Here is a 23,838-nt window from a genome sequence, read left to right as displayed (position 1 = left end):
GAATGCTGGGGATCATATGACGTTTGCCGATCCGGTTTTGTGAGCTTGGACAAACCCTGCGGCCAAAGGCGCCTTTGCCGGGGCAGCCGAAGGTTGCTCCCGCGCCCGCCTTGGCGCAAGATCCCGACACGCCCCTGTGGGCATCCCTTTGCGAGCAACGGAGCACCATGACCCCTCCCTCTTCCCCCGTTTTTCTCGTCAGCGGCGTCATCCTCGCGGGCGGTCGCGCCACCCGCATGGGGGGCGATGACAAGGGCTGGGTGCCCCTCGCGGGCACTCCCCTGATCGAACACGTGCTGACCCGCCTGCGCCCCCAGGTGGACGAGGTGCTGATCAACGCCAACCGCAGCCAGGCTCGCTACCGGCAGCTTGCTCCCGTCATCGGAGATGCGCAGGCCGACTTCCAGGGGCCGCTGGCCGGCATGCTGGCGGGGCTGACGGCGGCCCATCACGACTGGGTGCTGTTCGTCCCCTGTGACGGCCCCGCCCTGCCCCTTGATCTGATGACCCGCTTTCGCGCCGCCATCACCCCGGACACCGATCTGGTGGTGGCCCACGACGGGGAGCACCTCCAGCCCGTGGTCGCCCTGCTGCGCCGCGCCCTGCGCCCCTCTCTGCAACAGGCGCTGGCGGACGGGGAGCGCAAGACCGGGGCCTGGTTTGCCCGCCACCAGATGGCGGTGGTGCCCTTTGCCGACCTGCCCGACGCCTTCGTCAACCTCAACAGCCCGGCCGAACTCGCCGCCTGGGAGGCGAGGCTGCGGGAAGGGGGCGCGCCATGACCCCCCTGCCCCTGCTCGGCTTCGTCGCCTGGAGCGGCACCGGCAAGACCACCCTACTGGAGCGCCTCATCCCGCGCCTGGTGGCGCGCGGTCTGCGCCTCGGGGTGCTCAAGCACACCCATCACGCCTTTGACATGGACCAGCCCGGCAAGGACAGCCACCGCCTGCGCCAGGCGGGCGCCACCCAGGTGATGGCGGCCTCCGAGCGGCGCCACGCCCTGATCCGGGAGACCCCGGAGGGGGAGCCCCCCTTTGAGGCGCTGCTGGCCCGCTTCGATACAAGCGCCCTGGATCTGCTGTTGGTCGAGGGGTTCAAGCACAGGCGCTTTCCCAAAGTGGAGCTGTATCGCGCCGCCATCGGCCGGCCCCTGCTCTTCCCCGATGATCCTGACATCGTCGCCCTCGTGAGCGACGCCCCCCAGGCCACGACCCTGCCCCGGTTCCCCTTCGAGGATCTGGAGGCCATCGCCGACTTCATCTGCGCCCGGTTGCCCCCGCACGCCCCCCGTCAGGCCCCGCCGCCCCTTCGCCTCTGCGCCCGGCTGCTGGCGGCCCTGCCCCCATCGGCAGAGCAGGGCGTTGTGCCTGGCTTGCTCAGTCAGGACGAGGCGGGCACCCTGCTGGTGCGCCCGGTGGATGGGGGCCACGACAGTGCCAACTGCCGCATCGAACGGGCACCGGGTAGCGCGGCCCTTCCCCCCGGCGAGCGGGTCATGGTGCGCCTGCCGACAGGTGCGCCCCCATGAACCGGAGAAACGACGCAGGTCAAGGCGAATGCCGTCCCCCTTGCTATCCTCACCACCCTGACCCGAGATAAGAGAACGCCCTTGCGCCTCAATGCCCCGCTCTCCCGCTTCGATCTGCTCATCTATGGCCGCTACCGCCTGGTCCACGGCCTGCGCATCGCCCTGGCCTTCACCCTCACCTTCCTGCTGACCCGGGAGCTCAAGCTGCCGGAGAGCACCTGGCCCCTCATCACCCTGGTGGTGGTGATGGGCCCCATCTCTTTCTGGGGCAACGTGCTGTCGCGCGCCCTGCAACGGGTGGTGGGCACCGTCTTCGGCGCCGCCTGCGGGGTGGTGGCCCTCTATCTGGAGCTCTACTCCCTGCCCCTGATGCTGGCCTGGTGCTGCGCCATCATGTTCCTGTGCGGCTACCTGGCGCTCGGCAAGCGCCCCTATGTGGGGCTGCTCATCGGTATCACCCTGGGGGTCATCGTCGGCGGGGTGCCCGGGGACATCGAGACCGCGCTCTGGCGCAGCGGCGACGTCATCCTGGGGTCGGTGCTGGCCCTGCTGTTTTGCAGCATCTACCCCCAGCGGGCCTATACCCACTGGCGTCTGCAGATGCACGACGCCCTGCAGCAGGCCGGGCGGCTCTACCACACCCACCTCTCCCCCAACGTGCTGGAGCGCCCCAAGCTCACCCGAAGCCATGCCCGCCTGCTCGCCAAGATAGTCAGCCTGCGCCCCCTGCTGGCCCCGGCGGTCAAGGAGACCCGCCTTGGCAGCCCGCTGTTCGAGGCGACCCAGACCACCCTTCGCAACAGCGTCTGCACCCTGGAGATGCTGGCCAACACCTATTGGCGGGATCGCCAGAGCCACTTCCTGATGCAGAGCCACCCGGGGCTTCGCGCCTGCCAGCAGGCGACGGAGTCGGTGCTCACCGAACTCGCCCTCATGCTCAAGAGCGGCGATACCACGGCGGCCGACCAGGCCATCGGCCGCCTGCAAGCCGCCGTCGCCCGGCTCGATGGGGACACAAGCCAAGCGCCAGGCCAGGGACACGACCCCACTCTTGGCGGCTACCTCTGGCTCAATCTCCATCTCATCGAGCAGCTCGCCCACCTCTATCGCCTGCTGGGGCTGGTGCTGCAACCCTATGCCAAGCCCTCGACCCGCCCCTGATCGCGCCGCCTGCAACCGCCCACAAAAAAGCCCCGCCGATTCGGGGCTTGCTTGTCTCGGGCTCGCGCCTTAGCTTGCACGAGCCAGGGGCTGCTCGGGAGTGAGGTAGAGGGAGAAGTCCTCTATCCCCGCCTTCAGGGCGGCAAAGCAGTCGGGGTCGATGGCCGTGCCCAGGTTTTCCGCCATCATCTTCAGGGCCCTCGGCACCGGGATGGCATCCCGATAGGGACGCTTGGCGGTGATGGCATCGAAGATGTCGGCGGTGGTGATGATGCGCGTCTCCAGGGTGATCGCCTCCCCCTTGAGCCCCTTGGGGTAGCCCTTGCCATCGAGTCGCTCATGGTGGGCACCAGCCACCAGGGCCAGCTCCTCGAAGGCGCCGATGCGGCTCAGGATCTCCTCGGTGTAGGCGGCATGCATCTGCACCGCCGCCCACTCCTGCTCGTCAAGCTTGCCCGGCTTGTCGAGGATGGCGTTGCTCACCCCGAGCTTGCCCACGTCGTGAAGCAGGGCACCCCGCTTGAGCCAGCGTCGCCGCGCCTCGGACAGCCCCATCTGGGCGGCGAGGATGTCGGTATAGAGCGCCACCCTGCCGCTGTGCCCCGCGGTATAGGGGCTCTTGGAGTCCACCACCTGGCCGAAGGCCGCAGCAATCTCATCCAGATAATCCTCATCCAGCGCCACCTCCCCCTGCCCCGCCGGGTGGGCGAAGACCCGCTCCGCCAACGCGGGATCCGCCAGCCCTTGCCAGAAGGCGTCATCGGCCAGCGCCTCGAAGGCATTGACCAGGGCGGGATCAAACCAGTTTCCACTGCGCTCGCGCAGCTCCCTCATCGCCGCGTCCGGCCCGGCGGCGGCGTGAAACACGTCCACCACCTGACAGAGCAGGGCGATGCGGGAGAAGAGCGGAATGGCCTCCCCCGCCAGTTGTTGCGGCCGCCCTTTGCCGCTCCAGTGCTCATCCAGGGAGAGGATCCCCTGGGCCACCTCGTCGCTGAAACGCAACTGGCGGGCGATGTCCGCCCCCCGGTGGCAGCGGGTCAGGATCAGCTCGTTGGCTATCTGATCCCCGTTGCGAAAGATGTGGAACAGGCTGCGAAAACGGCCCAGCAGATCCGCCTGCAAGCCGGTGTGGCCCAGCACGAAGTTGACCACCTCGGAGAGGGAGCCATCCACCAGCTTGAAGTCGCGCTTGAAGTGAAGATCGTCGGTGAGATAGAGCTCGCAGATGCGGGCGGCATTGCTGCTGCACCCCAGATCCTTGAGCAACAGGGTGTAGTAGAGGTCGTGGCGCTGCCGGGCATCCAGTCCCAGTTGCTCCCCCAGACGAGAGCCTATCCAGCAGCAGCGGATGCAATGGCCTCTCGGCTGCCCTTCCGTCATGTCCAGGGCATGGCTGAGAGAACCAATCAGCTCTGCCAAACGCAACCCGTTTACCGTCATAGCCCACTCCCTCTACATCGGGGCGTACTTGCCCGCAGGCATGTATAGCATTTGTCGGGAGTAAAGGATCAGGGGCGCGACAAATTATGCCTGCACCGCTCCCCGACTTGCCGCCGCATCGCGCTGCTCGCGGCTCAGGGTCGAGACCAGTTTGTCATCCAGATAGAGATCCAGCCGCTCCCCGCGCATCTCTCCCCGCATCAGGCTGCGCTGACCGTCGATGTAGTGGATCTCCATCTGGGCGGTGCGCTCGTCCGGGTAGCTCACCTGTACCTCGCGCACCCCTTGGGGCAGCAGGGCCAGCGGCACCTGGTTGAGGGCAGGATCCAGGTGCTGGTTCACCTTGATGATCGCATCGCTCTTCTGATCCACCAGGGCGGGCGACTTGCCGGTAATGGGGTTCTTGCCGGACCAGAATTCGATGGTGTTGAACACGAAGAGATCCGCCGTGGCCGCCAGGCCATAGACGGGGGAGAGCAGCACGAAGACGCCGGCACGGCCGTAGCGGTTGTCCACCACGCTGAGGTTGCCCTTGGTCACCATGGAAGAGAGGCCCATCTGGCCCATGCAACCGCCGAGCCCCAGGCTCGCCCCCACTCCCAGCAGCAGGGCCAGTGCCCTGCCTCTCTGTCGTACTGCCATTGTTGTCTACCTGCTCAATAAAAAGGAGGCGGCAGCCTAAACAAGGGGGCCGGGCGGCACAATGATGAAGGGGGGCCTCATACAGCCAGGGTTCAGCCTGGCCGTCCGATCGCTCACTCTGTTGGCAATCTTGTGGCCAGCCCCTCAGATGGAGAGGGCCGACACCGTCTGGGAGACCCTGTCCGCCTCCTGGTGGATCTCGCTCATCAGCTTGTCCACCCCGGCTATCTGCTGCTTGCCGAGTTCGGCGCTGCCCGCCACCCCGGCCATGTCGTCGGTCACCCTGGCGGTCAGCTCGCGGTTCTTCTGCACCACTTTGGCGATCTCGTCGGTAGAGAGCGACGTGCGGGCGGCCAGCTGGCGCACCTCGTCCGCCACCACCGCAAACCCGCGCCCCTGCTCCCCCGCCCGCGCCGCCTCGATGGCGGCGTTCAGGGCCAGCAGATTGGTCTGATCGGCGATGGCGCTGATGGTCGAGACGATGGCCTCGATGCTTCTAGACTGCTCGTTGAGCTGGCCGATGAGGGCGATGGCCTCATCCACCTGGGAGGCGATGAGGGAAGAGGTCTGCACCACGGCGCGCAGCAAGCCCGCCCCCTCCTCTGCGCTGTGCAGGGTCTCCTGGGCGGTGCTGTGGGCCAGGCGGGCGGCCTCCCGGGTGGCGTGGTTCTGCTCGATGCGCGCGGTGATGTCGCTGGCGAACTTCACCACCCGCACCACCTTGCCGCTACCATCCCGGATGGGGTTGTAGGTCGCCTCCAGCCAGACGGCCTGCCCCCGGCTGTTGTGGCGCATGAAGAGGCCGGATTTGAACTGGCCCCGGGCCAGCTCCTCCCAGAAACGGGGCTGCTCGCGCAGGAAGGTTTCGTCACAGAAGATCCTGTGGTGCCTGCCCGCGATCTCCCCCAGGGTGTAGCCCATGACGCTCAGGAAGTTGGCATTGGCATGGAGGATGTCGCCGTTCGGGGTGAACTCGATCATGGCCTGGGAGCGGTCCAGCGCCTCGGTGAGCGCCTCGAGCCGCCCCAGCCGCTGGTGCTGTTCGGTGACGTCGCTGGCCATCTTGAGTACCCGGGTCACCCGGCCCTGGTGCTTCACCGGGAAATAGGTCGCCTCCAGCCAGCGCGTCTCCCCCTGCCGGTTCACGCGCTCGAAGGTGCCTGACTGCACCTCCCCCTGGGCGAGGCGGCGCCAGAACTGGCGATAGTCACCGGACTCCCCCCAGGCCCTTGGACAGAGCTGGCTGTGGGGCTGCCCAATCAGTTCGGCGGCACCATATCCCATCAGGGCCAGGAAAGGGGTGCTCGCCTCCTGGATGATCCCCTCCGGGCTGAAGATGACGGTGGCGGCACCCGCCTTGATCGCCTCTATGATGCCCTGCTCCTCGTCGAGCCGGGTCTGGCATGCCTGCAACTGCGCTTTGAGCTTCTGATTGAACATGACACTTCTTCCTCGTTGACCATCCCCATGGGCACCACGGCCTCACCCACAGAGGGTATCGGCACCGCCAGCGCCGACATAAGTGGTCGGACGACTGAAACGAATGGGGCGCGCAGTGTATAGAAAAGCGGCGATGCCGCCAAGGGCTCCCAGTACGCAGCCCTTGTGAAAGAGGATCAGCCCGGTGCAGAAAAAGAGGAGGCTAACGGGCAGGTACGCACTCGAGACAGGCGGGATTGCCAGCAAAGCCGAACCGTTCGTAGATAGCGCGCCCATCACTGCTGGCATGGAGCCACAGCTTGCCCAGTTGCTGCTCGCGGGCATACGCCACCATGGCCACCAGCAGGGCGTTCGCCATTCCCCGTCTGCGCCAGGCCGGCCGGATGTAGATGTTGAGCAGGTACCCTTCCCGCCCCGCCAGATTGCCCGGGTAGGGCGGGCGCACGAAGAGTGCCAGGGTGGCGCACGCCACCACCTCGCCCTCCTCCTCCACCACCCAGCTACGGGCGCGACCCTCTTCCTGCGCCTGAATGAAGTAGGCCTGCGTCGCCTCCCTGAGGACCGGATCCTCATCGGGCCGGGCAAGTTCCCCCACCTCGCAAAAGAGCGCCATGCGCAGTGTCGTCAGGGCAGGAATATCGGCCGCCAGGGCCTCGCGAACCTTCATCTCTTCTCCTTTGCATTCCTTGCCCACCCGTCAGTCAGGCAGGGCTCGTGTGCGGCCACCTTACGCCGGAGGCGAGCGACGGGCAAGGCGCCAGCTGTCGAGCCCCAGGGGGCCCGCCCCCCACACGGCCAGGGTCAGCAGCATCCAGCCCCACAACTGGTGATCGTGAAAGCCTCCCGCCCAGAGGGCCGGGTAGGAGATGACCGCCATGGCGTTGAAGCCAAAGAGCAGCAAGGCGACCGGACGGGTGAAGAGGCCCGCCAGCAGGAAGAGGGGCAGCAACAGCTCGGTCGCCGTGCCCGCATAGGCCGCCCACTGCCAGGGCAGCAGGGGCACCTGATATTCGAACTCGAACAGATAGAGGGTGCTGTCCCAGGCCGTTAACTTGAGCCAGCCGGATCGCAGAAAAATGGTGGCGACCCAGAGCCTGGCAAGCAGCAACAGGCCACCGCTGCACCAGGGCAAGATTCGTTCAACAAGGGGGCCAAGGGGCCTGGCAAGGGTTTGCGTTGTCATGGGGCAAGCTCCAGATCGACCAGCAGGTCGAGGGTGATGAGGGGGGCCAGGTGTTCGGCCATGGCGGGATCCTGAGCCAGCAGGCTGGCCAGCGGCCTGCCCTGCAGGCAGCCTTGCAGCAGACGCCAGGCGGCGGCATCCAGGGGAATGGGGTCGACCCGGTGTCCGGGGCGTTTCTTGAGTGCCAGGGAGCAGACAGCATCCAGCTCCCTGACCGTCTCACCGCCGTGCAGGGCCATCTGCCAGAGCGCCAGCACCGGATGGGGGCTCTCCAGGAGCAGCAGATCGCAGGCAGGATGCAGCACCAGCCGCTCCCAGTGGTCAGGGGTCATGGCGGCAAGCCGCTCGGCGGGCCAGCGCCGCGTCTCTGGTGCAAGCAGCGAGACCCGCCAGGCGGGCTGGTTCGGCAACTGGACCCTGCTCTACTGGGCCTGGTGGATCTCCTGGTCCCCCTTCGTCGGCCTCTTCATCGCCCGCATCTCCCGCGGACGCACCCTGCGCGAATTCATCCTCGGCGTCCTGTTCGTGCCCACCGCCTTCAACCTGCTCTGGATGACTGTGTTCGGCAACGCCGCCATCTGGGCCAGCCAGCATGAGGGGGGCATAAGCCTCATCGACTCGGTCGGCAACATCGACACCCTGCTGTTCAACTTCTTTGACCTCTTGCCGGGAGCGGACATCACCTCGGCCCTCGCGGTGATCCTCATCAGCGTCTTCTTCGTCACCTCCGCCGACTCGGGAGCCTTCGTCATCGACAATATCGCCACCCAGGGCAAGGAGGGCTCACCGGTCTGGCAGCGCCTGTTCTGGGCTCTGCTGCTCGGGGTCACCGCGGGTACCCTGATGAGCACAGGGGGGCTGGCGGCACTCCAGTCCATGACCCTCATCGCCGCCCTGCCGTTTGCCTTCATCATGGTCCTGCTCTGCCTCGGACTCTGCCGCGGCCTTGTCGCAGACAAGGAGCACTCGGCCAGGCGCCTCTCCCCCGCCACTGACTTCTGGAACGGCAAGCAGTGGCGCACCCGGATGGATCACCTGCTACGCCCCTCCACCGAGCAGGAGGCCCGCGCCTTTATGGACAAGGTCGCCCTGCCCGCCCTGACGGCCCTGAGTCAGGAGTTCGCTGCCCGGGGAATCACCAGCCGGGTCGAAGAGGATGGGCCGGATCAGTGCCATCTGCTGGTACCCCAGCAAGGTCGCCGGGACTTCTGCTACGGGGTGCGCATCGAAGCCCGCCCCGCCCCCGCCTTCACCCCCCTGGAGGCGGCCCACAACCACGATCCCGAGGCCCGCATCTTCGAGCCCATCACCTATTTTGCCGATGGCCGCGCCGGTTACGACATCCAGTACCTGACCCGGGACGAGCTGAGTGCCGACGTCTTGCGCCAGTACGAGCGCTATCTGGTGCTGAGCCAGGACGAGGGGCAGGATCTGCTGAGCAGCGCCCCCGAACATACCCAGCCAACCCAGGGAGAGTGATGACCAGGCAGGGATCAAGTCAGCTCCCCGCCCAGAGCTTATGGCCGGGCACACTGGCGGCGAGGGCTGTCCCCACCACCCATCACAACAGAGAAAGGGGCCCCAGGGCCCCTTTCTCGTCACTGCCTCAACCTGCGTTGATTTCAGAGCCTCAACCGGCTCAGGCGGTTTTCACGCACTTCTGGATAAAGCTGTTCTTGGCCGCCCCGGCAAGCTTCTTGTCCGTCGCCGCCTTCTCGCACTGGGTCGCCTTGTCGGCAGCCCCGTCCGTCTTCAGGCACTTTTGCACGAAGCTGTTCTTGGCCGCGCCAGCCAGCTTCTTGTCGGCGGCCGCTTTCTCGCACTGGCTTGCCTTGGCACTGGCGGAGGCATCTTTGACGCACTTGCCCACAAAGCTGGTCTTGGCGGCGCCCGCCAGCTTCTTGGCCGCGGCCTGGGCCTCGCACGCCTGCTGCGCCCCCGCGCCATCACTCGCCATTGTTGCACTCTGGGCCACCCCCATTCCCATGCCAAACACCGTCACACACAGACTCAACACCATCAGGATCCGCTTCATATGACCAACTCCCTTCGTTCTATCCATTGTGGTTAGCCCCACTCACGCGGGCCAAACGAGGCACCCTCGCCTCGCTGCACTATAGTCCCCCGGCTTGATGACAACCAAAGTGCCGCCGTACTCGCACAGCCTTCCTTCCCCCTGATCGCCTCCACTCGGCCAAGAGACAAGAGACAAGAGACAAGAGACAAGATTGGTGAGCTGGCGCAAAAATTCAGCGCTTCTCGCCAGTTGCGTCAATTTTCGACTGGTTTGCGTATGAGGCTTGAGGCTATGCTGGCCATTCGGCGCCTACAGCACCATCCGGGCCCCGCCCGCTGGTTAATGGAGCGCATTGGAAGCTGTAATCCAGGGGCGGTAGCGTGGGTTGGGGTCGGAAACACTCGATTTTGCAGGTGAACGTTGAAGATAATAAGGTTAAAAAATGGATAGGCTAATTAGCAACGAAAGTTTGCCGGATTCTGTCTGGTGTTCCAATAGTTCTGAAATGAGATTACCTGATAACTTGGTAAGTTCTTGGAAACAACTTTTAATTAATAACAATTTAGAAGATCTTGCAAAAACACCAGCGGAGAAAGGTTTTGTCGGAGGGATTTCTAAGGAAGGTGCGAATAAGTCACCAGACATAAAAATGCGCCCTTGTAAGCATTTGAATTTAATGAACTAAATTTTTCTGTTTCGTTGTGGAGGGTGCTTATTCGCACCCTCCCTAATCATGGGTAATCAGGAAATATAAAGAGTTCCACCCTAAACCATATGTCTTCAGCTATAGATATGCTGATGAAAATGATTTCACTGGATTGTTTTCTTCATACTTCGATGGCATCAAAGAACGGCATAAATTCATAGCAAATTTATGTTGGGAAAATGAAAATAGCTCTGTCCTTTACACTGACATAAAAAAATTTTATCCCAGTATTAAATGTGAAGATGCGTTACGCGTTTGGAACGAAAAGTGTCATAAATCTGCTCTGCAACCTAGATACGTCCAACTGGGAAATAAAATATTAGAAAATCATTTCGAGTTAAATTCAAAAAATTCTTCCGGTCATAGCATATTAACAGGCCCCATGTTCAGTCACGTCATAGCAAACCTTCTTCTTGACGATATTGACTCTAAAATGCATGAACTCACAAATGGCCGCTATTGTAGATATGTTGATGATGTTATCTTCGTAGGATCTCCACCCGAGCTGAAAAGTTGGAGAGGCCAGCTTGAAAAAATGTTTGATAACTTAGGGCTTGATTTACATGATGGTCAAAAGGATTTTTCTGTTGTTAATAGCGAGTGGTTAGAAGGAGAACACGACTTCAACAACTCAATCAGCCTCGACTGGATAAAGCTAATAGCGAATATAAAGAGATTTATTTTTTCTAATCCAGATAAAATAGAAATTTTATCTGAAGCATTTAAGGCGAACAGTATACGAATCCCTGTTCTAGATTACTCTGCTGTAATGAAAGAATCATCATCCCTCCAAAAACTATCTGATTGGATTAAGAAGTATCACTGGTCTTCAAAAGCCATTAGAAAAATATCTATCCAGAGCCTTATTTCTCAAGCTTTATCTTGTAAGCATGAAATGCTGAAAACAGCAAGCAAATATATCACCCTCATGTTAACCGCTAAGGAAGGTGCGAATAAGTCACCAAACATAAAAATGCGCCTTTGTAAGCATTTGAATTTAATAAACTAATTTTTTCAGTTTCGTTGTGGAGGGTGCTTATTCGCACCTTCCCTAATAACTATGAGAAAAAAAGATACATACCAAAACTACGATTCATTTCCGGTAGGTTATTGATCCTTCTTAATCAAGAAGAATTACAGCAATTATTTGAAAAATTATCTAAACTTGACGAATTCCAGCAAATCACAATATCAATTCAATGTTTAATAACTAGGGATGTAACTGAGATATTAAAATTAGGTTCTAATACAACACAGGCTGTAGCTCAGTTGTTAGCTATTGATTCGGCGCCAGTATTAATTGATGAAAAACGTTTAACAGACTCAAACCAAAAAGTAATAGAGCAATCTCTAGCGATATTGGATATAAATGGGATTGAATATTACATTGACACAATACCAAATGAGCTGAGGCAATTCTCAAAGGGTTTTGACATGGAAAAGTTAATGGAGTCTACAGATAGATATATCAAAGAGCTGGCATCATTGCATGGCGTAGGAAATTGTCGACATAGGGATATTATCTTGTCTTGCTTTGATCGAAATGAAGATCTTGCTATCGATATATTGAATCAAGTACAAAGCTCCAAAAGTGGGTGAGCTTGTATTCACTCCACCGGACCGCCACTTACAAGAACAATCTGGGACACTCCCCTTTCTGAGCCAGCCATTCCTTGGCTGGCTCACGATTTAGCCCCTATCCCTCCAACCAATACTCCCTTTCAACCCCCACCCCGGCCACAAAGTCAGGATCGTGGGAGACCAGCAGCAAGGTGCCCGGATAGTCGGCCAGCACCTGAATAAGCAGTTGGCGCGAAGCGTGACCCAGATGGTTGTCCGGCTTATCCAGCAGCGGTCTGTCACTTATAGGATTACATCCAGCAATGAAGTCCCATAGGAGTTATCTATGGTGCAACGCCACTGGCCATCGGGCTCTTTGCGAAACACATAGGTGGCGCGCCGGGTTTCATCAATCCACCCCTCCCTGCCCGGGTAGCGCAGCCGGGTCTCCATGATCACCAGGGCGTTGTCGGCCCCCTCGATCACCTCCATGGCCCCCTGGGTCACCTCAAGCTGACCGTCAAAGTAATCGGAGATGGCAGTGAAGGCGCGGCGGATGGCGGGAATGCCGCGCACCACCATGCCGGGTTTGACCACCAGGGCGGCGTCTTCGGCGTAGAAGGTCATCAGGGCGTCGAAGTCGCGCCGGGAGATGGCGGCGTCACAGGTCTCGATCAGGGTACGAAGGGGATGCGGGCTCATGCGGTGCTCCTTGTTTCAGGGGTATAGGGCGGGCTACCCGCCCTATACCGGACATCAATACCGGACATAAAAAAATCCCCCGCTCTCGTGAAAAAGCGGGGGATCGTCAGCATCTCATGACGGCTTAACCGAGCAGGAAGGCCTTGAGGCGGCCAAAGTCTGCGGGCAGATCGTGAGACAGGAGCGGCAGCGCGGCGTGCTTGGCGAGCGGGCCCGGCAGCGGCACATCCAGATTCAGGATCTCGTCCACCGACTCCTTGAACTTGGCCGGATGGGCGGTGCAGAGGAAGACCCCAACCTCGTCTTGCCCAAGCTGCTCGTTCAGCAGATCCCAGGCAATCGCCCCGTGGGGCTCGCACAGGTAATCCAGCTGATGCAGGCGTTTGAGCGCATCGCGGGTCTGGGCATCATCACGCATCCCTGAGCCCAAGGTTTCCAGCGCCCAGCCCTTGCGACGGCACAGCTCTTCCACCCGCGGCCAGTTGTTGGGGCGGCTCACGTCCATGGCGTTCGACAGGGTCGCGACCGTCTGGTGCGGCTCCCACTGGCCGGTTTTCAGGTAGCGCGGTACGGTGTCGTTGGCGTTGGTGGCGGCGATAAAGCGCTTCACCGGCAGCCCCAGCGCCTTGGCGATGAGACCCGCGGTGAGGTTGCCGAAGTTGCCGGACGGCACGCTGATGACCGCCTTGGCGCGATCGGCTTTCGGCAACTGGGCCACGGCTTCGAAGTAGTAGCAGACCTGGGCCAGCAGGCGGCTGATGTTGATGGAGTTGGCGGAGTTGAGGCCGATGGCGGTCTTGAGCCCTTCATCGTCGAAGGCATCCTTGACCAGCGCCTGACAGGCATCGAAGTCACCGTCGATGGCGAGGGTGCGGATGTTGCCGCCCAAGGTGCAGAAGAGCGCCTCCTGCAAGGGGCTTATCTTGCCCTTGGGGTAGAGGATCACCACTTCAATCCCCTCCAGGCCGTAGAAGGCGTGGGCCACGGCGGCACCGGTGTCGCCGGAGGTGGCGGTGAGGATGGTGATCTTGTCATTGGTTCTGAACGCAGCCAGACACTGGGCCATGAAGCGGCCGCCGAAATCCTTGAACGCCAGGGTCGGGCCGTGGAACAGCTCGAGGGCATAGGTGCCATCTTTGAGCTTCACCAGGGGCGCCGGGAAGGTGAAAGCGGCGTCGATAAGCTCGCTCACCTTGGCAGCCGGTACTTCGTCACCCAGCAGGTGGCTCAGGATGCGGGCCGAGCGCTCGGCCAGCGGCAGATCCAGCAGGGCATCCACATCGGCCAGCGGCTCCAGGGTCTCTGGGAAGAACAGCCCCTGCTCGCGGCCCAGACCCTGACGCACCGCCTGGGCGAAGCTCACCTGTTCACTCTTGTCCTTGATGTTGTAAAGATTCATAGCTCGCTTCCTGTTACCCGTGCCCCGGCCATGTCCAGTTTGCAGACCCGGGCAAATCCATCTTCATTGCGCACGAAGTGCGCTTCCATCCACTCTTTCATGCGTTCGGCCTGGGCCAGATCCTTCATCACCACGAACACGGTGGGACCGGACCCCGAGATGCCGGTGGCCAGCGCCCCGTTCTGGGCCCCCTGGGCCCGCACCTCGTTGAAGCCTTCAATCAGGGCCGCGCGATAAGGCTCGGCGATGACGTCTTTCAGGACGCTGGCGGCCAGCCCTTCCTGGCGGCTGTAGCTGGCATGCACGAAGGCGGCCAGCCGGCGGCCATAGGTGAGGCAGTCCTGGCGGCGATACTGGGCCGGCAGGATGGCGCGGGCGGCGGCGGTGGAGACCACGGTGCCCGGGTAGCAGACCACCCAGTACCACTCGTCAAACACCGGGATGCCCTGGCTGATGACGCCCCCCTCCTCCAGCACCAGCTGCATGCCGCCCAGATAACAGGGCGCCACGTTGTCGTAATGGACGGAGCCGGAGATCTTCCCTTCCATCTCCCCCATCAACAGCAGCAGGTCGTGTTCATTCAGGGGCGCACCGTGGAAGGCGTTGAGTCCTTCCAGCGCCGCCACCACGCTGCAGGCGCTCGATCCCAGGCCCGAGCCCACCGGCAGGTTCTTCTCCAGCACCATTTCCAGCGGCTTGAGACCAAGGCCGCGCTTCTCAAGCGCCTCGCCATAGGCGACCCAGCAGTCGTGGAGGATGTTCTTTTTCGGGTCGTCCGGCAACTTGTGGGCGTAACGGCCCACGGAAGAGAGAGCGAAAGGCACCTCTGCCGATTTGACCTGGACGCGGTCACCCAGCAGGGAGCCATCCACGGGGGCAAGCGCCGCCCCCAGGACGTCAAAGCCCACGCTCAGGTTGGCGCTGGAGGCCGGGGCATAGGCCACCACGCTGCCGCCGATTTCTACATTCGGGTTCATCTCTGAACTCATGTTACAGCTCCTGCTTCCAGTTCTGGGTGCGCAGCACATCGGCGAAGACACCGGCGGCGGTCACTTCGGTCCCTGCGCCATAGCCGCGCAGTACCAGGGGGATGGGCTGGTAATAGGTGGAGAAGAAGGCGAGCGCGTTCTCCCCGTCTTTTACCTTGAACAGGGGCTCGTCACCACCCACCGCCTTGATGGCCACCTTGCACTTGCCACCCTCGATGGAGCCGACGTAACGCAGCACCTTGCCTTCACGCTGGGCCGCCGCGAACTGGTCGCGGAACCAGCCGTCGGCCTCGGGCAGGCGGGCCATGAAGGCCTCCACGTCGCCGCTCACGTCAAAGCCCGGCGGCAGTGCCTGCTCCACCTCCACATCGGAGAGCTCCAGCGCCATGCCGGCCTCGCGGGCCAGAATGAGCAGCTTGCGAGCCACGTCCATGCCGTTCAGGTCATCGCGGGGATCCGGCTCGGTGAAGCCGTTGCCGCGGGCGATCTGGGTAGCCTCGGAGAAGGCCATCCCCTCGTCCAGCTTGCCGAAGATGAAGGAGAGCGACCCGGACAGGATGCCGTCGAAGGCGCGCAGCTTGTCACCGGCCTTGATGAGGTTTTGCAGGTTCTCAATGACCGGCAGGCCCGCGCCCACGTTGGTCTCGTACAGGAACTTGCGGCGGGTCTGGCGGGCGGTGCGACGCAGCGCCTTGTAGTAATCGAGCGACCCGGTGTTGGCCTTCTTGTTCGGGGTGACCACGTGGAAACCGGCCCCCAGGAAATCGGCGTACTGGACGGCCACGGCTTCGCTCGAGGTGCAGTCGACGATCACCGGGTTGATGAGGTGGCTCTCTTCCACCAGCTTCTTCACCGCCTCCAGGCTGAAACTGCCTTGTGCTTCCACCAGCTGTTCACGCCAGTTGGCGAGGGCCAGGCCATCCTTGTTGACCGCCATCTGACGGCTGTTGGCGATGCCCACTACTCGCAGGCCGGTGCCCTGCTCGGCCAGTACCGGCTGCTGGCGGGCAATCTGATCCACCAGGGCTGCACCGACGCCGCCCACCCCGACCACGAAGAGATCGATGAACTGCTGGCTGCCAAAGAAGTTCTGGTGGCACGCCTTGATGGCTTCCGCCACCTTGCCGGAGCGCACGACCGCGGAGATGGAGCGCTCGCTCGACCCTTGTGCGATGGCGACGATGTTGATGGAGGCCTGGGCCAGGGAGGTAAAGAAGCGCGCCGCCATCCCCTTGGAGGTGCGCATGCCGTCACCGATGAGGGAGATGATGGCCAGATCGGTCATGATCTCGAGCGGGTCCAGCAACTGGTTCTTGAACTCCAGCTCGAACTCGCGCTCCAGCACCTTGCGGGTCTTGTCGCTGTCGTAGCTGTGGATACAGAAGCTGACGCTGTACTCGGAGGACGACTGGGTAATCAGCACGATGCTGACCCCGGCGCGGGAGACGGCGGAGAAGATGCGACCGGCCATGCCCACCATGCCCTTCATGCCGGGACCGGAGACGTTGAACATGCACATGCCGGAGAGATCCGAGATGGCCTTCACCTTCAGATCGTCATCCCCCTGATCGACCCCGATGAGGGTACCCGGACCCTGGGGGTTGAAGCTGTTCTTGATGAGGCAGGGAATGTGGAACTGGGCCACGGGGGCGATGGTCTTCGGGTGCAGCACCTTGGCACCGAAGTAGGAGAGCTCCATCGCCTCTTTATAGGAGAGGGTTTTGAGCAGGTAGGCATCCGGTACCAGGCGCGGGTCGCAGTTGTAGCAGCCCTCCACGTCGGTCCAGATCTCGCAGCACTCGGCATCGACGCAGGCGGCCAAGACGGCGGCGGAATAGTCGGAGCCGTTGCGGCCCAGCAGCACGGTCTCGCCCTTGTCGCTGCCACCGGTGAAGCCCGGCATCAGGTAGAGACAATCAGAGCGCAGGCCCTTGGCGGCGAAGCGCACCCGGGAGGCTTCGATGTCCACATGGGCTTCGAGGTAGCCGCCATCGGTGACCAGCAACTGCTCGGGCACGATGAGATCCAGCTCGAGGCCGCGCACCCGCAAGAGCTCGTGCATGAAGGCGATGGAGAGGTTCTCGCCACGGCTCAGGATGCGGGCCTGGACGTTGTCCGGGCAGAGCCCCAGCAGACGGATACCCTGCATCAGCCGCTCGACCTGATCCAGTTCGCTGGTCAAACGAGCCTGCAGCGCCTTGTCATCCAGCGCGGGATAGGCGGCCTTCAAGCCGGCCAGCAGGCGGGAGAAGATGCCGTTGATCTCGAACAGGGTACTGCTTGCATCCATGCCGCGACTGGTCTGTTCCACCAGGGCGACCAGGTGATTGGTCACCTTGGCCGGTGCCGACAGCACCAGGGCCACCTGGGATTGGCCGTGGGTATTCACCGCGATATCGGCAACCCGCAAGAAACGCTCTGCGTCGGCCAGTGACGACCCGCCAAATTTCAACACTCTCATCGCTATCTCCCTGTATTCCCTGCAAATTGATCTGCTAATTGGTCTAAAAACAATCCAACAAAAAAGGCCCGTACTGGGTGGGTACGGGCCTTTTTCTGATTTCTGTGCTTGTTCGTCAGCGCATCAACCGGCCCCAGTGCCACCTGTGGTGGTACCGGTAATAATGGTGGTGGTGATGATGTTGGTGAATAGCTGCATGACGAACACTCTTGAACGAATCTGGTTGTTAGCAATACCGCGCCCGGCGAGGGGCTGTCAACCTAAACCTCCTTGCCAAACTTGCGGGCAAGGTCTTTGCAGAGCAGATGGAGCATATTGAGATCCCGCTGCGGCAGCATGGGCACTCGGTCCATCACCCATTGATGCAGTTTTTCATCCTGCGAAACTCCGAGTTCACCAAGCAATTCTGCTGTTTTTGATTTCAGCACGCGAACCTGCCCGGCACTCTCGAAATTTTCTGCTACGTCCTGCTCGTCGCTCACTTTCTGGTCATCGAGCAGCGGACTCAGCTCATAGGCATACAGCATGATCGCCTGACCCAGGTTCAGGGACGGGTATGAGACCTTGAGAGGCAGGTAGCTGATGAGATCCACCTGGGCGAGCTGTTCGTTGGAGAGTCCGGACTCCTCGCAGCCAAACACGATGGCCACCTTCTCGAGAGAGGGCTTGGCCCGGACCTGGTCGCGAATGTCCGCCGGGGTGAGGTAGTGCTGGTAGCGGCCGCGCTGCCGGGCGGTGGTGGCGACCACCAAATCCATGTCCGCCAGGGCCTCTTCCAGGGTGTCGAAGGCTTGCGCATCCGTCAGGATCTCCTGCGCCCCGTGGGCAACCCAGCTCGCCTCCTCCTCTTCGTGCACCCGGCTCCCCACCAGTCGCATGGCATCGAAGCCCATGGTCTTCATGGCGCGGGCAGCAGCCCCCACGTTGGCGGCACGGGCGGGCGACACCAGCACAAAATAGAGTTTCATCGGGTTCTCTCCAGGATGGGGCCGACGCCGCGAACTGCGGCGAACCGTCGGCAAAACAGGGGCGCAATCTACCGTTTATCCCGAAATATTGCCACTTGAACAGATGTTTGGATGTTGCCATAGTGGCCTTGGACGCGAGTCCGCCGCCTCAGGGCACTGACGCCATGGGCCCGACAGTTCACAAGGAAGAGAGAGATGCAGCAGCCATTGGAGCAGGCGGTCGCCGAGACGATCCTGCAACGTTTTGAGTCGTTTTACAGCCGCTTTCTCGAGATAACCCAGGGCAGCAAGAGCCGTTTCGAGAACAGCGACTGGCTGGGGGTGCAGCTCGCCGGTCGAGAGCGCATCCGCCTCTATGATCACCATGTCGGCGCCACCACGGCGCAGATCAAACAGATGATGGGGGAGCAGCTGCCGACCCAGGCCCTGCTCAAGCAGGTGAAAGGCGCCTTCAGCGATCTCCTGCCCCGCTGCGAGAACTTCGAGGTGGCGGAGTCCTTCTTCAATTCCGTCTATCGCCGCATCTTCCGCCATCGCAACATCCGCGACGAGAACCTTTATATCCACCCCTTCGTGAGCCGGGGTGACAATCCTGACCTGGGATCCCTGCTGCGTATCTATCGCACCGATCTTTCCCACCTGCCCCAGACCCTGAGCCAGCTGCTCGGAGATTACAGCTTCACCCTCCCTTTCGAAGACAAGCAGCGGGACATCATGGACATCCACCGCCATCTGGCAGAGAGCGGCCCGGCCATCCTGCACGAGGAGCCCTTCGCCATCGAGCTGCTCAGGGAGGTGTTCTATCGCAACAAGGGAGCCTATCTGGTGGGGCTCATCCGGGTGAAGGGAGAAGTCTATCCCTTCATCCTGCCCCTGCTCAGCACCGGTCAGAGCATCTATGTGGACACCGTCATCTTCGAGCCGGAGCTGGCCTCCATCGTGTTCGGCTTCGCCCGCGCCTACTTCATGGTCTATGCCCCGGTACCGGCGCTCTTTGTGGCCTTCCTTCGCCAGATCATGCCCCGCAAGCCGGACTATGAAATCTACAACGCCATCGGCTGCCAGAAGCACGGCAAGACCGAGCTCTATCGCCACTATCAGCAGCACCTGGCCCAGAGCCGGGAACAGTTTGTCATTGCGCCCGGCATCAAGGGGATGGTGATGAGCGTGTTCACCCTCCCCTCCTACGATGTGGTGTTCAAGGTGATAAAAGACGAGTTCACCCCGCCCAAGGAGGTGAGCCACGAGCAGGTGAAGGAGAAATACCGGCTGGTAAAACAGCACGATAGAGTGGGCCGCATGGCAGATACCCAGGAGTTCACCAACTTCGAGTTTCCCCTCGATCGCATCTCGCCGGAGCTGTTGGCCGAGCTCAAGGCGGTGGCCCCCTCTGCGCTTACCCTCACCGCCGACAAGCTGGTGATCAAACACCTCTACACCGAGCGCAAGATGATCCCGCTCAACCTCTATCTGGATCAGGCGGACGAACAGCAGACCCGCCTCGCCCTGGAAGAGTACGGCAACGCCATCCGCCAGCTCGCGGCGGCCAACATCTTCCCCGGCGACATGCTGTTCAAGAACTTTGGGGTGACTCGCCACGGCCGGGTGGTCTTCTATGACTACGACGAGATCTGCTACATGACGGAGTGCAACTTCCGCCAGATCCCGCCGCCGCGCTACCCGGAGGACGAGTGGAGCGCCGAACCCTGGTATTCGGTGGCACCCAACGACATCTTCCCGGAGGAATTCGCCACCTTCCTGCTGCAAAAACCCCAGGTGCGGGAGATCATGATGCAGTTGCACAAGGAGCTCTTCGACGCCAACTACTGGAAGATGCTGCAGAGCAACATCAAGGAGGGGATGTTCGAGGATGTCTATCCCTACCGGCGCAAGAAGCGGTTTCGCTTCCAGCGAGGGGGATGACCCGGCATCAGGCACAAAAAGGGACGCCATGGCGTCCCTTTTCACATTCTTCTGCACGCTGGCGCAGGGGCCGCCTGCGACAGCCTTTGACGAGCTCCCGGCTTATTTCACGGCGTCAAAGGTCAGCAAGGTGGCCTTGTCGGCATCCTTTAGCACCAGCTGTTTGCCGCTGATCTGGAAGCTCGCCACCTTCTCCAGGGTCTGCAGGTAGTTCATCTCCTTGCCGGCCAGATCCCCCGCACACATCATGCGCGTCGAACCCATGGCGCCCAGCGTCAACACGCCGTCACCCTGCTCTGTGATGCCGCCAAAGTAGCGGTTGCAGCCGCCCTTGCCCGCCACCTTGTCACCGGCGACCTGCAGGGTGAAGGTATCACCGCTCGCCCCTTGCAGTTGCCAGGTCGATGCCTGCAATTGTGCCAGCGTGGACCCCGTAGTCATGGCGCAGCCTCCCAGGGCCAGAGCGGCCAGCAGGATCAGTTTGTTGTTCATCAGTTCACCTCGTGATGGAGCGTGTCGTAACGACACGGAGTGAGGGGCCTGTGTACCATGACTGCGGCGTCAATCAAAACTCTTTTATTGTGATCGGGGTTCCCTTTACTCCCCGCTGGCATGTGCCATGCTTGTAGTCCTGTTCGGACCCAGGGAGGGGAAACGAATGGTCAAGTCTCTCGTCATCGCCATGGCATCCAGCCTCGTCTTTTCGGCTCAGGCCGCCGACTGGAGTTTTCTCCAGACCGAATCGGACAACCCGCTCTACGTCAAAAGCTATTCCGGCGTACTGCTCGGCAACCAGAGCCATCTTGGCGACAACTTCGACCTCTGGCTCATCAATACCGGCTATCAATACCCGCTTCAGGATGACATCAGCCTCTACATGGAGGCCGGCCCCGCCATCGGCCCCCAAAGCGGGCAGGCCGGGTTCAATATCAGCTCTGGGGTGCGCTATCGCCTCTCCCCGTCACTCAACATCGGCAGCCAGCTCAAGCAACTGGAGGTGAGCAAGGCCAGCACCCTGGTTGAGCTCAACAGCAGCCTGCTGGTGACACCCTCCCTGGCCATCACCGCCAATTACGGACTCAGTGCCTTCAGCACGGAACACTTTCTCACTCTGGGCGTGGGCTTCAACTTCTGAGGTTCAGAGGAGCCTGGCGCCGCTCACCAGCACACCGTTGAGGTCGGCGTAGACATAGTCGCCGGGCGCTATGGTCACACCGGCAAAAGAGACCACGGTGTCCAGCGTGCCCAGGCCCCGTTTTTCGGTCTTGACCGGGCAGGGGGCCAAGGCCTTGACCCCCAGCGCCAGGGTCGCCAGCGTCCCCACATCCCGCACGGCACCATTGATGAGGATCCCCTCCCACCCCTGCTCCACCGCCTTGATGGCCAGCTGATCCCCGAGCAGCGCCCGACGCAGGGAGCCGCCCCCGTCGATCACCATCACCTTGCCATGGCCGGGACGATTGACCAGATCACGCACCAGGCTGTTGTCTTCAAAGCAGGAGAGGGTCACGGCCTCGCCGTAAAACAGCGTCTTGCCGCCATAGTCGTGAAACAGGGGGTCAGCGATCCTAAGGGCATCGCCATGTTCATCGCAAAGGTCGGGCAGCAGGTCCAGCATGATCATCATCCTTCCATGGAGTGAAATGTGTCCGCTCATTCTTTCATCATGTCGGGGCGCTGACAATCCACCGGCCGGGTGCCCTGTCCGGATGGCGGGGGGCCATGTCAGCCCGAAGGCCTGAACCGCCAGCGGGACGCAAGCGCCCCCAGATGACAGGGCGTCCCTTCCAGCAACACGGGCACCAGCCAGAGCTCTCCTTCACGCACCCAATAGAGGGCATTCTGGCCAAATCGGGCGGCCAGCCGGATCGCCTCTGACTGCGAAAGCGGCAACAACAGCGACGCCTCCTGCCAGCGCTCATCCTCATCGCTCCCCCAGACCTCTCCCATGACGGGACAGTCGCCCACTTGCCGGACAAGGGCTCGCTGGCGACGGGCATTGCGGCGCAGCCCCACCCACCGGCTGGCCGGGTTCCAGGCCGTGACAATGGCATAGGCTGGGCAGCTGGGAGGCGCAAAGGGGGCGATGAAGCACACTTTTCTGTAGTTTTCCCACAAAGTCATGTCAACCACATGTTACATCCCATTACATTTATTAAGGGCGAAAAAGCGGGTCAGCCCAAGTATGATGCAGCGAACTCGGGGATTGACTTATATCAAAGCTGAGTTAAAAAGTTGCTATCTGACGGCAAAGAGTGTTGTTATGCGCCTGTTAACTGATAAAATGCAGCAACTTTTGTAATGGACTACCTCTCCGGGCTTCTCTTGTTCAGACTTGTTGAGAGCCCATGTACGGCACAGGGATGCTTGCCGACATAGTTACCAAATTCGCGATGATTCGACCTGATATTCATACCCAGGATGACGTAATAAATTTTCAGGACCGGTCGGATAACGCCAAAGAGTGTTAAAATTTCGATAATTAACTGATAAGAATCTGGGAATACTCATGCAAACACCACATATTCTGATCGTCGAAGACGAGCTGGTCACCCGCAACACCCTCAAGAGCATCTTCGAAGCCGAAGGCTACATCGTGCTGGAAGCCAACAACGGTGACGAGATGCACCAGGCCCTGACCAGCCACACCATCAACCTGGTGATCATGGACATCAACCTGCCGGGCAAGAACGGCCTGCTGCTGGCGCGCGAGTTGCGTGAAGATGACAACATCGCCCTGATGTTCCTGACTGGTCGCGACAACGAAGTGGACAAGATCCTGGGGCTGGAGATCGGCGCAGATGACTACATCACCAAGCCGTTCAATCCCCGTGAACTGACCATCCGTGCCCGCAACCTGCTGAGCCGCACCATGAACGTGGCCGCCGGTGGCGAAGAGAAGAAGCTGGTGGAACGTTATCTGTTCAATGGCTGGGCCCTGGACATCAACAGCCGCGCCCTGGTCAGCCCGGCAGGGGACATGTTCAAGCTGCCCCGCTCCGAGTTCCGCGCCATGCTGCATTTCTGCGAGAACCCCGGCCAGATCCAGACCCGTGCCGAGCTGCTCAAGAAGATGACGGGCCGCGAACTCAAGCCCCACGACCGCACCGTCGACGTGACCATCCGCCGTATTCGCAAGCACTTCGAGAGCGTGGGCGATACCCCGGAGATCATCGCCACCATCCATGGCGAAGGCTATCGCTTCTGCGGCGAGCTGGAGCAGGAGTAATCCTCCCCACTCCCGAGTTGAAAAGGCGCCCTGTGGCGCCTTTTCCATGTCTGCAAGTCGCCCCCAGGCAACTTGCCCCCTCAAAAAGTACACAACAAAAAGCCCACTCGCAGGAGTGGGCTTTTTGTGTGAAGACTGGAGCGGGCAGCGGGAATCGAACCCGCATCATCAGCTTGGAAGGCTGAGGTAATAGCCATTATACGATGCCCGCTAGGCATCAAAACTTGCTTGGTGTGATGGGGAATCCCCACGACAGACAGCCATCTGGCTGATATGGACAACGGCGCATGCCGCTATCTGGAATGTGGAGCGGGTGATGGGAATCGAACCCACGTATGCAGCTTGGGAAGCTACCGTTCTACCATTGAACTACACCCGCGTCAGTGGCCTCTACTATATGCATTTTGCCGCCGAGCGCAATCACCGACCTCGCATTTTTTGCCATAAATCAAGCTGTTCGGCCAACTAATGAGCATGAAGCCGATTT

At 61.1% G+C, this 23,838-nt stretch carries 22 protein-coding genes, 2 tRNA genes, 2 pseudogenes and 1 other annotated feature; of the genes and pseudogenes, 9 read left to right on the top strand and 17 right to left on the bottom strand.

Going from position 1 to position 23,838, the window contains the following annotated elements; all coding sequences use genetic code 11:
* The first annotated feature begins 167 nt into the window (after positions 1 to 167).
* From mobA to J9893_RS13435, 3 genes and pseudogenes are all read left to right on the top strand, one after another.
* Positions 168 to 782 carry a molybdenum cofactor guanylyltransferase MobA gene (mobA, locus tag J9893_RS13445; RefSeq protein ID WP_198497516.1) on the top strand — a complete coding sequence of 205 codons (615 nt, stop codon included), beginning with the start codon at positions 168 to 170 and terminating at the stop codon, positions 780 to 782.
* Positions 779 to 1,264: pseudogene (gene mobB / locus J9893_RS22075) on the top strand (molybdopterin-guanine dinucleotide biosynthesis protein B); the annotation flags it as partial. The gene mobA and the pseudogene mobB, both read left to right, overlap by 4 nt.
* A gap of 345 nt (positions 1,265 to 1,609) precedes the next feature.
* Positions 1,610 to 2,689: an FUSC family protein gene (locus tag J9893_RS13435; RefSeq protein ID WP_198497489.1), complete on the top strand. Its 1,080-nt coding sequence runs from the start codon at positions 1,610 to 1,612 to the stop codon at positions 2,687 to 2,689.
* Between the two features lie 69 nt (positions 2,690 to 2,758).
* Here J9893_RS13435 and J9893_RS13430 read toward each other — a convergent pair whose 3' ends face one another.
* The 6 genes and pseudogenes from J9893_RS13430 to J9893_RS13405 all read right to left on the bottom strand — a co-directional run.
* The gene (locus tag J9893_RS13430) at positions 2,759 to 4,132 is read right to left on the bottom strand and encodes an HD domain-containing protein (protein WP_210600601.1); all 1,374 of its coding nucleotides are present in this window, start codon (positions 4,130 to 4,132) and stop codon (positions 2,759 to 2,761) included.
* 84 nt (positions 4,133 to 4,216) lie between these two features.
* On the bottom strand, positions 4,217 to 4,774 hold the full coding sequence (locus tag J9893_RS13425) for a DUF3332 domain-containing protein (RefSeq protein ID WP_041213278.1): 558 nt from the start codon (positions 4,772 to 4,774) through the stop codon (positions 4,217 to 4,219).
* A 144-nt stretch (positions 4,775 to 4,918) separates the two neighbouring features.
* The gene (locus tag J9893_RS13420) at positions 4,919 to 6,214 is read right to left on the bottom strand and encodes a PAS domain-containing methyl-accepting chemotaxis protein (RefSeq protein WP_210600599.1); all 1,296 of its coding nucleotides are present in this window, start codon (positions 6,212 to 6,214) and stop codon (positions 4,919 to 4,921) included.
* 202 nt (positions 6,215 to 6,416) lie between these two features.
* Complete coding sequence (locus tag J9893_RS13415; protein WP_210600597.1) at positions 6,417 to 6,881, bottom strand: GNAT family N-acetyltransferase; 465 nt, start codon at positions 6,879 to 6,881, stop codon at positions 6,417 to 6,419.
* Positions 6,882 to 6,941: 60 nt separating this feature from the next.
* A complete protein-coding gene (locus tag J9893_RS13410; protein WP_041213281.1) occupies positions 6,942 to 7,397 on the bottom strand; it encodes a DoxX family protein in 456 nt (151 codons plus the stop codon).
* A pseudogene (locus J9893_RS13405) lies at positions 7,394 to 7,786 on the bottom strand (DUF2063 domain-containing protein); the annotation flags it as partial. The gene J9893_RS13410 and the pseudogene J9893_RS13405, both read right to left, overlap by 4 nt.
* On the opposite strand from J9893_RS13405, the gene J9893_RS13400 reads away from it, so the two are divergent.
* A complete protein-coding gene (locus J9893_RS13400; protein ID WP_244812999.1) occupies positions 7,728 to 8,876 on the top strand; it encodes a BCCT family transporter in 1,149 nt (382 codons plus the stop codon). The pseudogene J9893_RS13405 and the gene J9893_RS13400 overlap by 59 nt on opposite strands.
* 160 nt (positions 8,877 to 9,036) lie before the next feature.
* Here the strand turns inward: J9893_RS13400 and J9893_RS13395 are convergent, their stop codons facing one another.
* A complete protein-coding gene (locus J9893_RS13395) occupies positions 9,037 to 9,378 on the bottom strand; it encodes a hypothetical protein (protein ID WP_244813003.1) in 342 nt (113 codons plus the stop codon).
* 854 nt (positions 9,379 to 10,232) lie between these two features.
* On the opposite strand from J9893_RS13395, the gene J9893_RS13390 reads away from it, so the two are divergent.
* Complete coding sequence (locus tag J9893_RS13390) at positions 10,233 to 11,129, top strand: RNA-directed DNA polymerase (protein ID WP_210600593.1); 897 nt, start codon at positions 10,233 to 10,235, stop codon at positions 11,127 to 11,129.
* A 23-nt stretch (positions 11,130 to 11,152) separates the two neighbouring features.
* Positions 11,153 to 11,719 carry a hypothetical protein gene (locus tag J9893_RS13385; RefSeq protein ID WP_210621923.1) on the top strand — a complete coding sequence of 189 codons (567 nt, stop codon included), beginning with the start codon at positions 11,153 to 11,155 and terminating at the stop codon, positions 11,717 to 11,719.
* A 264-nt stretch (positions 11,720 to 11,983) separates the two neighbouring features.
* Here the strand turns inward: J9893_RS13385 and J9893_RS13380 are convergent, their stop codons facing one another.
* From J9893_RS13380 to J9893_RS13360, 5 genes are all read right to left on the bottom strand, one after another.
* A complete protein-coding gene (locus J9893_RS13380) occupies positions 11,984 to 12,382 on the bottom strand; it encodes an SgcJ/EcaC family oxidoreductase (protein ID WP_210600589.1) in 399 nt (132 codons plus the stop codon).
* Between the two features lie 124 nt (positions 12,383 to 12,506).
* Positions 12,507 to 13,781, bottom strand: coding sequence for a threonine synthase (gene thrC / locus J9893_RS13375; RefSeq protein ID WP_049636630.1), 1,275 nt, complete (start codon positions 13,779 to 13,781; stop codon positions 12,507 to 12,509).
* Positions 13,778 to 14,770: a homoserine kinase gene (thrB, locus tag J9893_RS13370; protein ID WP_029314022.1), complete on the bottom strand. Its 993-nt coding sequence runs from the start codon at positions 14,768 to 14,770 to the stop codon at positions 13,778 to 13,780. Before thrB ends, thrC begins: the two co-directional genes overlap by 4 nt.
* Before the next feature lies 1 nt (position 14,771).
* Positions 14,772 to 17,231, bottom strand: a complete 2,460-nt coding sequence (thrA, locus tag J9893_RS13365) for a bifunctional aspartate kinase/homoserine dehydrogenase I (protein WP_041214768.1) — start codon at positions 17,229 to 17,231, stop codon at positions 14,772 to 14,774.
* Between the two features lie 57 nt (positions 17,232 to 17,288).
* Positions 17,289 to 17,419, bottom strand: a sequence feature (Thr leader region).
* 72 nt (positions 17,420 to 17,491) lie between these two features.
* Positions 17,492 to 18,199, bottom strand: a complete 708-nt coding sequence (locus tag J9893_RS13360; RefSeq protein WP_010673587.1) for a tRNA/rRNA methyltransferase — start codon at positions 18,197 to 18,199, stop codon at positions 17,492 to 17,494.
* Positions 18,200 to 18,394: 195 nt separating this feature from the next.
* Here J9893_RS13360 and aceK point away from each other — a divergent pair, with 195 nt between their 5' ends.
* Complete coding sequence (aceK, locus tag J9893_RS13355) at positions 18,395 to 20,122, top strand: bifunctional isocitrate dehydrogenase kinase/phosphatase (protein ID WP_210600587.1); 1,728 nt, start codon at positions 18,395 to 18,397, stop codon at positions 20,120 to 20,122.
* A 102-nt stretch (positions 20,123 to 20,224) separates the two neighbouring features.
* Here the strand turns inward: aceK and J9893_RS13350 are convergent, their stop codons facing one another.
* On the bottom strand, positions 20,225 to 20,614 hold the full coding sequence (locus J9893_RS13350) for an META domain-containing protein (protein WP_039039356.1): 390 nt from the start codon (positions 20,612 to 20,614) through the stop codon (positions 20,225 to 20,227).
* A gap of 166 nt (positions 20,615 to 20,780) precedes the next feature.
* Here J9893_RS13350 and J9893_RS13345 point away from each other — a divergent pair, with 166 nt between their 5' ends.
* Positions 20,781 to 21,257 (top strand): hypothetical protein, encoded by a 477-nt coding sequence (locus tag J9893_RS13345; RefSeq protein WP_039039355.1) that lies wholly within the window; start codon positions 20,781 to 20,783, stop codon positions 21,255 to 21,257.
* Positions 21,258 to 21,260: 3 nt separating this feature from the next.
* On the opposite strand, the gene J9893_RS13340 is transcribed toward J9893_RS13345, so the two are convergent.
* Together J9893_RS13340 and J9893_RS13335 are read right to left on the bottom strand one after the other, a co-directional pair.
* On the bottom strand, positions 21,261 to 21,740 hold the full coding sequence (locus tag J9893_RS13340; protein ID WP_182957642.1) for a putative 4-hydroxy-4-methyl-2-oxoglutarate aldolase: 480 nt from the start codon (positions 21,738 to 21,740) through the stop codon (positions 21,261 to 21,263).
* 107 nt (positions 21,741 to 21,847) lie between these two features.
* Positions 21,848 to 22,246, bottom strand: coding sequence for a DUF3293 domain-containing protein (locus tag J9893_RS13335; protein WP_201985009.1), 399 nt, complete (start codon positions 22,244 to 22,246; stop codon positions 21,848 to 21,850).
* A gap of 385 nt (positions 22,247 to 22,631) precedes the next feature.
* On the opposite strand from J9893_RS13335, the gene arcA reads away from it, so the two are divergent.
* The gene (gene arcA / locus J9893_RS13330; RefSeq protein WP_010673581.1) at positions 22,632 to 23,351 is read left to right on the top strand and encodes a two-component system response regulator ArcA; all 720 of its coding nucleotides are present in this window, start codon (positions 22,632 to 22,634) and stop codon (positions 23,349 to 23,351) included.
* A 136-nt stretch (positions 23,352 to 23,487) separates the two neighbouring features.
* Here arcA and J9893_RS13325 read toward each other — a convergent pair.
* A tRNA-Gly gene (locus J9893_RS13325) sits at positions 23,488 to 23,562 on the bottom strand.
* A 94-nt stretch (positions 23,563 to 23,656) separates the two neighbouring features.
* Positions 23,657 to 23,730 (bottom strand) — tRNA-Gly (locus tag J9893_RS13320).
* Positions 23,731 to 23,838 lie beyond the last annotated feature (108 nt).

The organism is Aeromonas sp. MaB10011B (genome assembly GCF_017939325.1).
GTDB classification, from domain to species: domain Bacteria; phylum Pseudomonadota; class Gammaproteobacteria; order Enterobacterales; family Aeromonadaceae; genus Aeromonas; species Aeromonas caviae.
The sequence above is the reverse complement of the archived record's forward strand: the minus strand, read 5'-3'. Positions and strand labels throughout refer to the sequence as shown.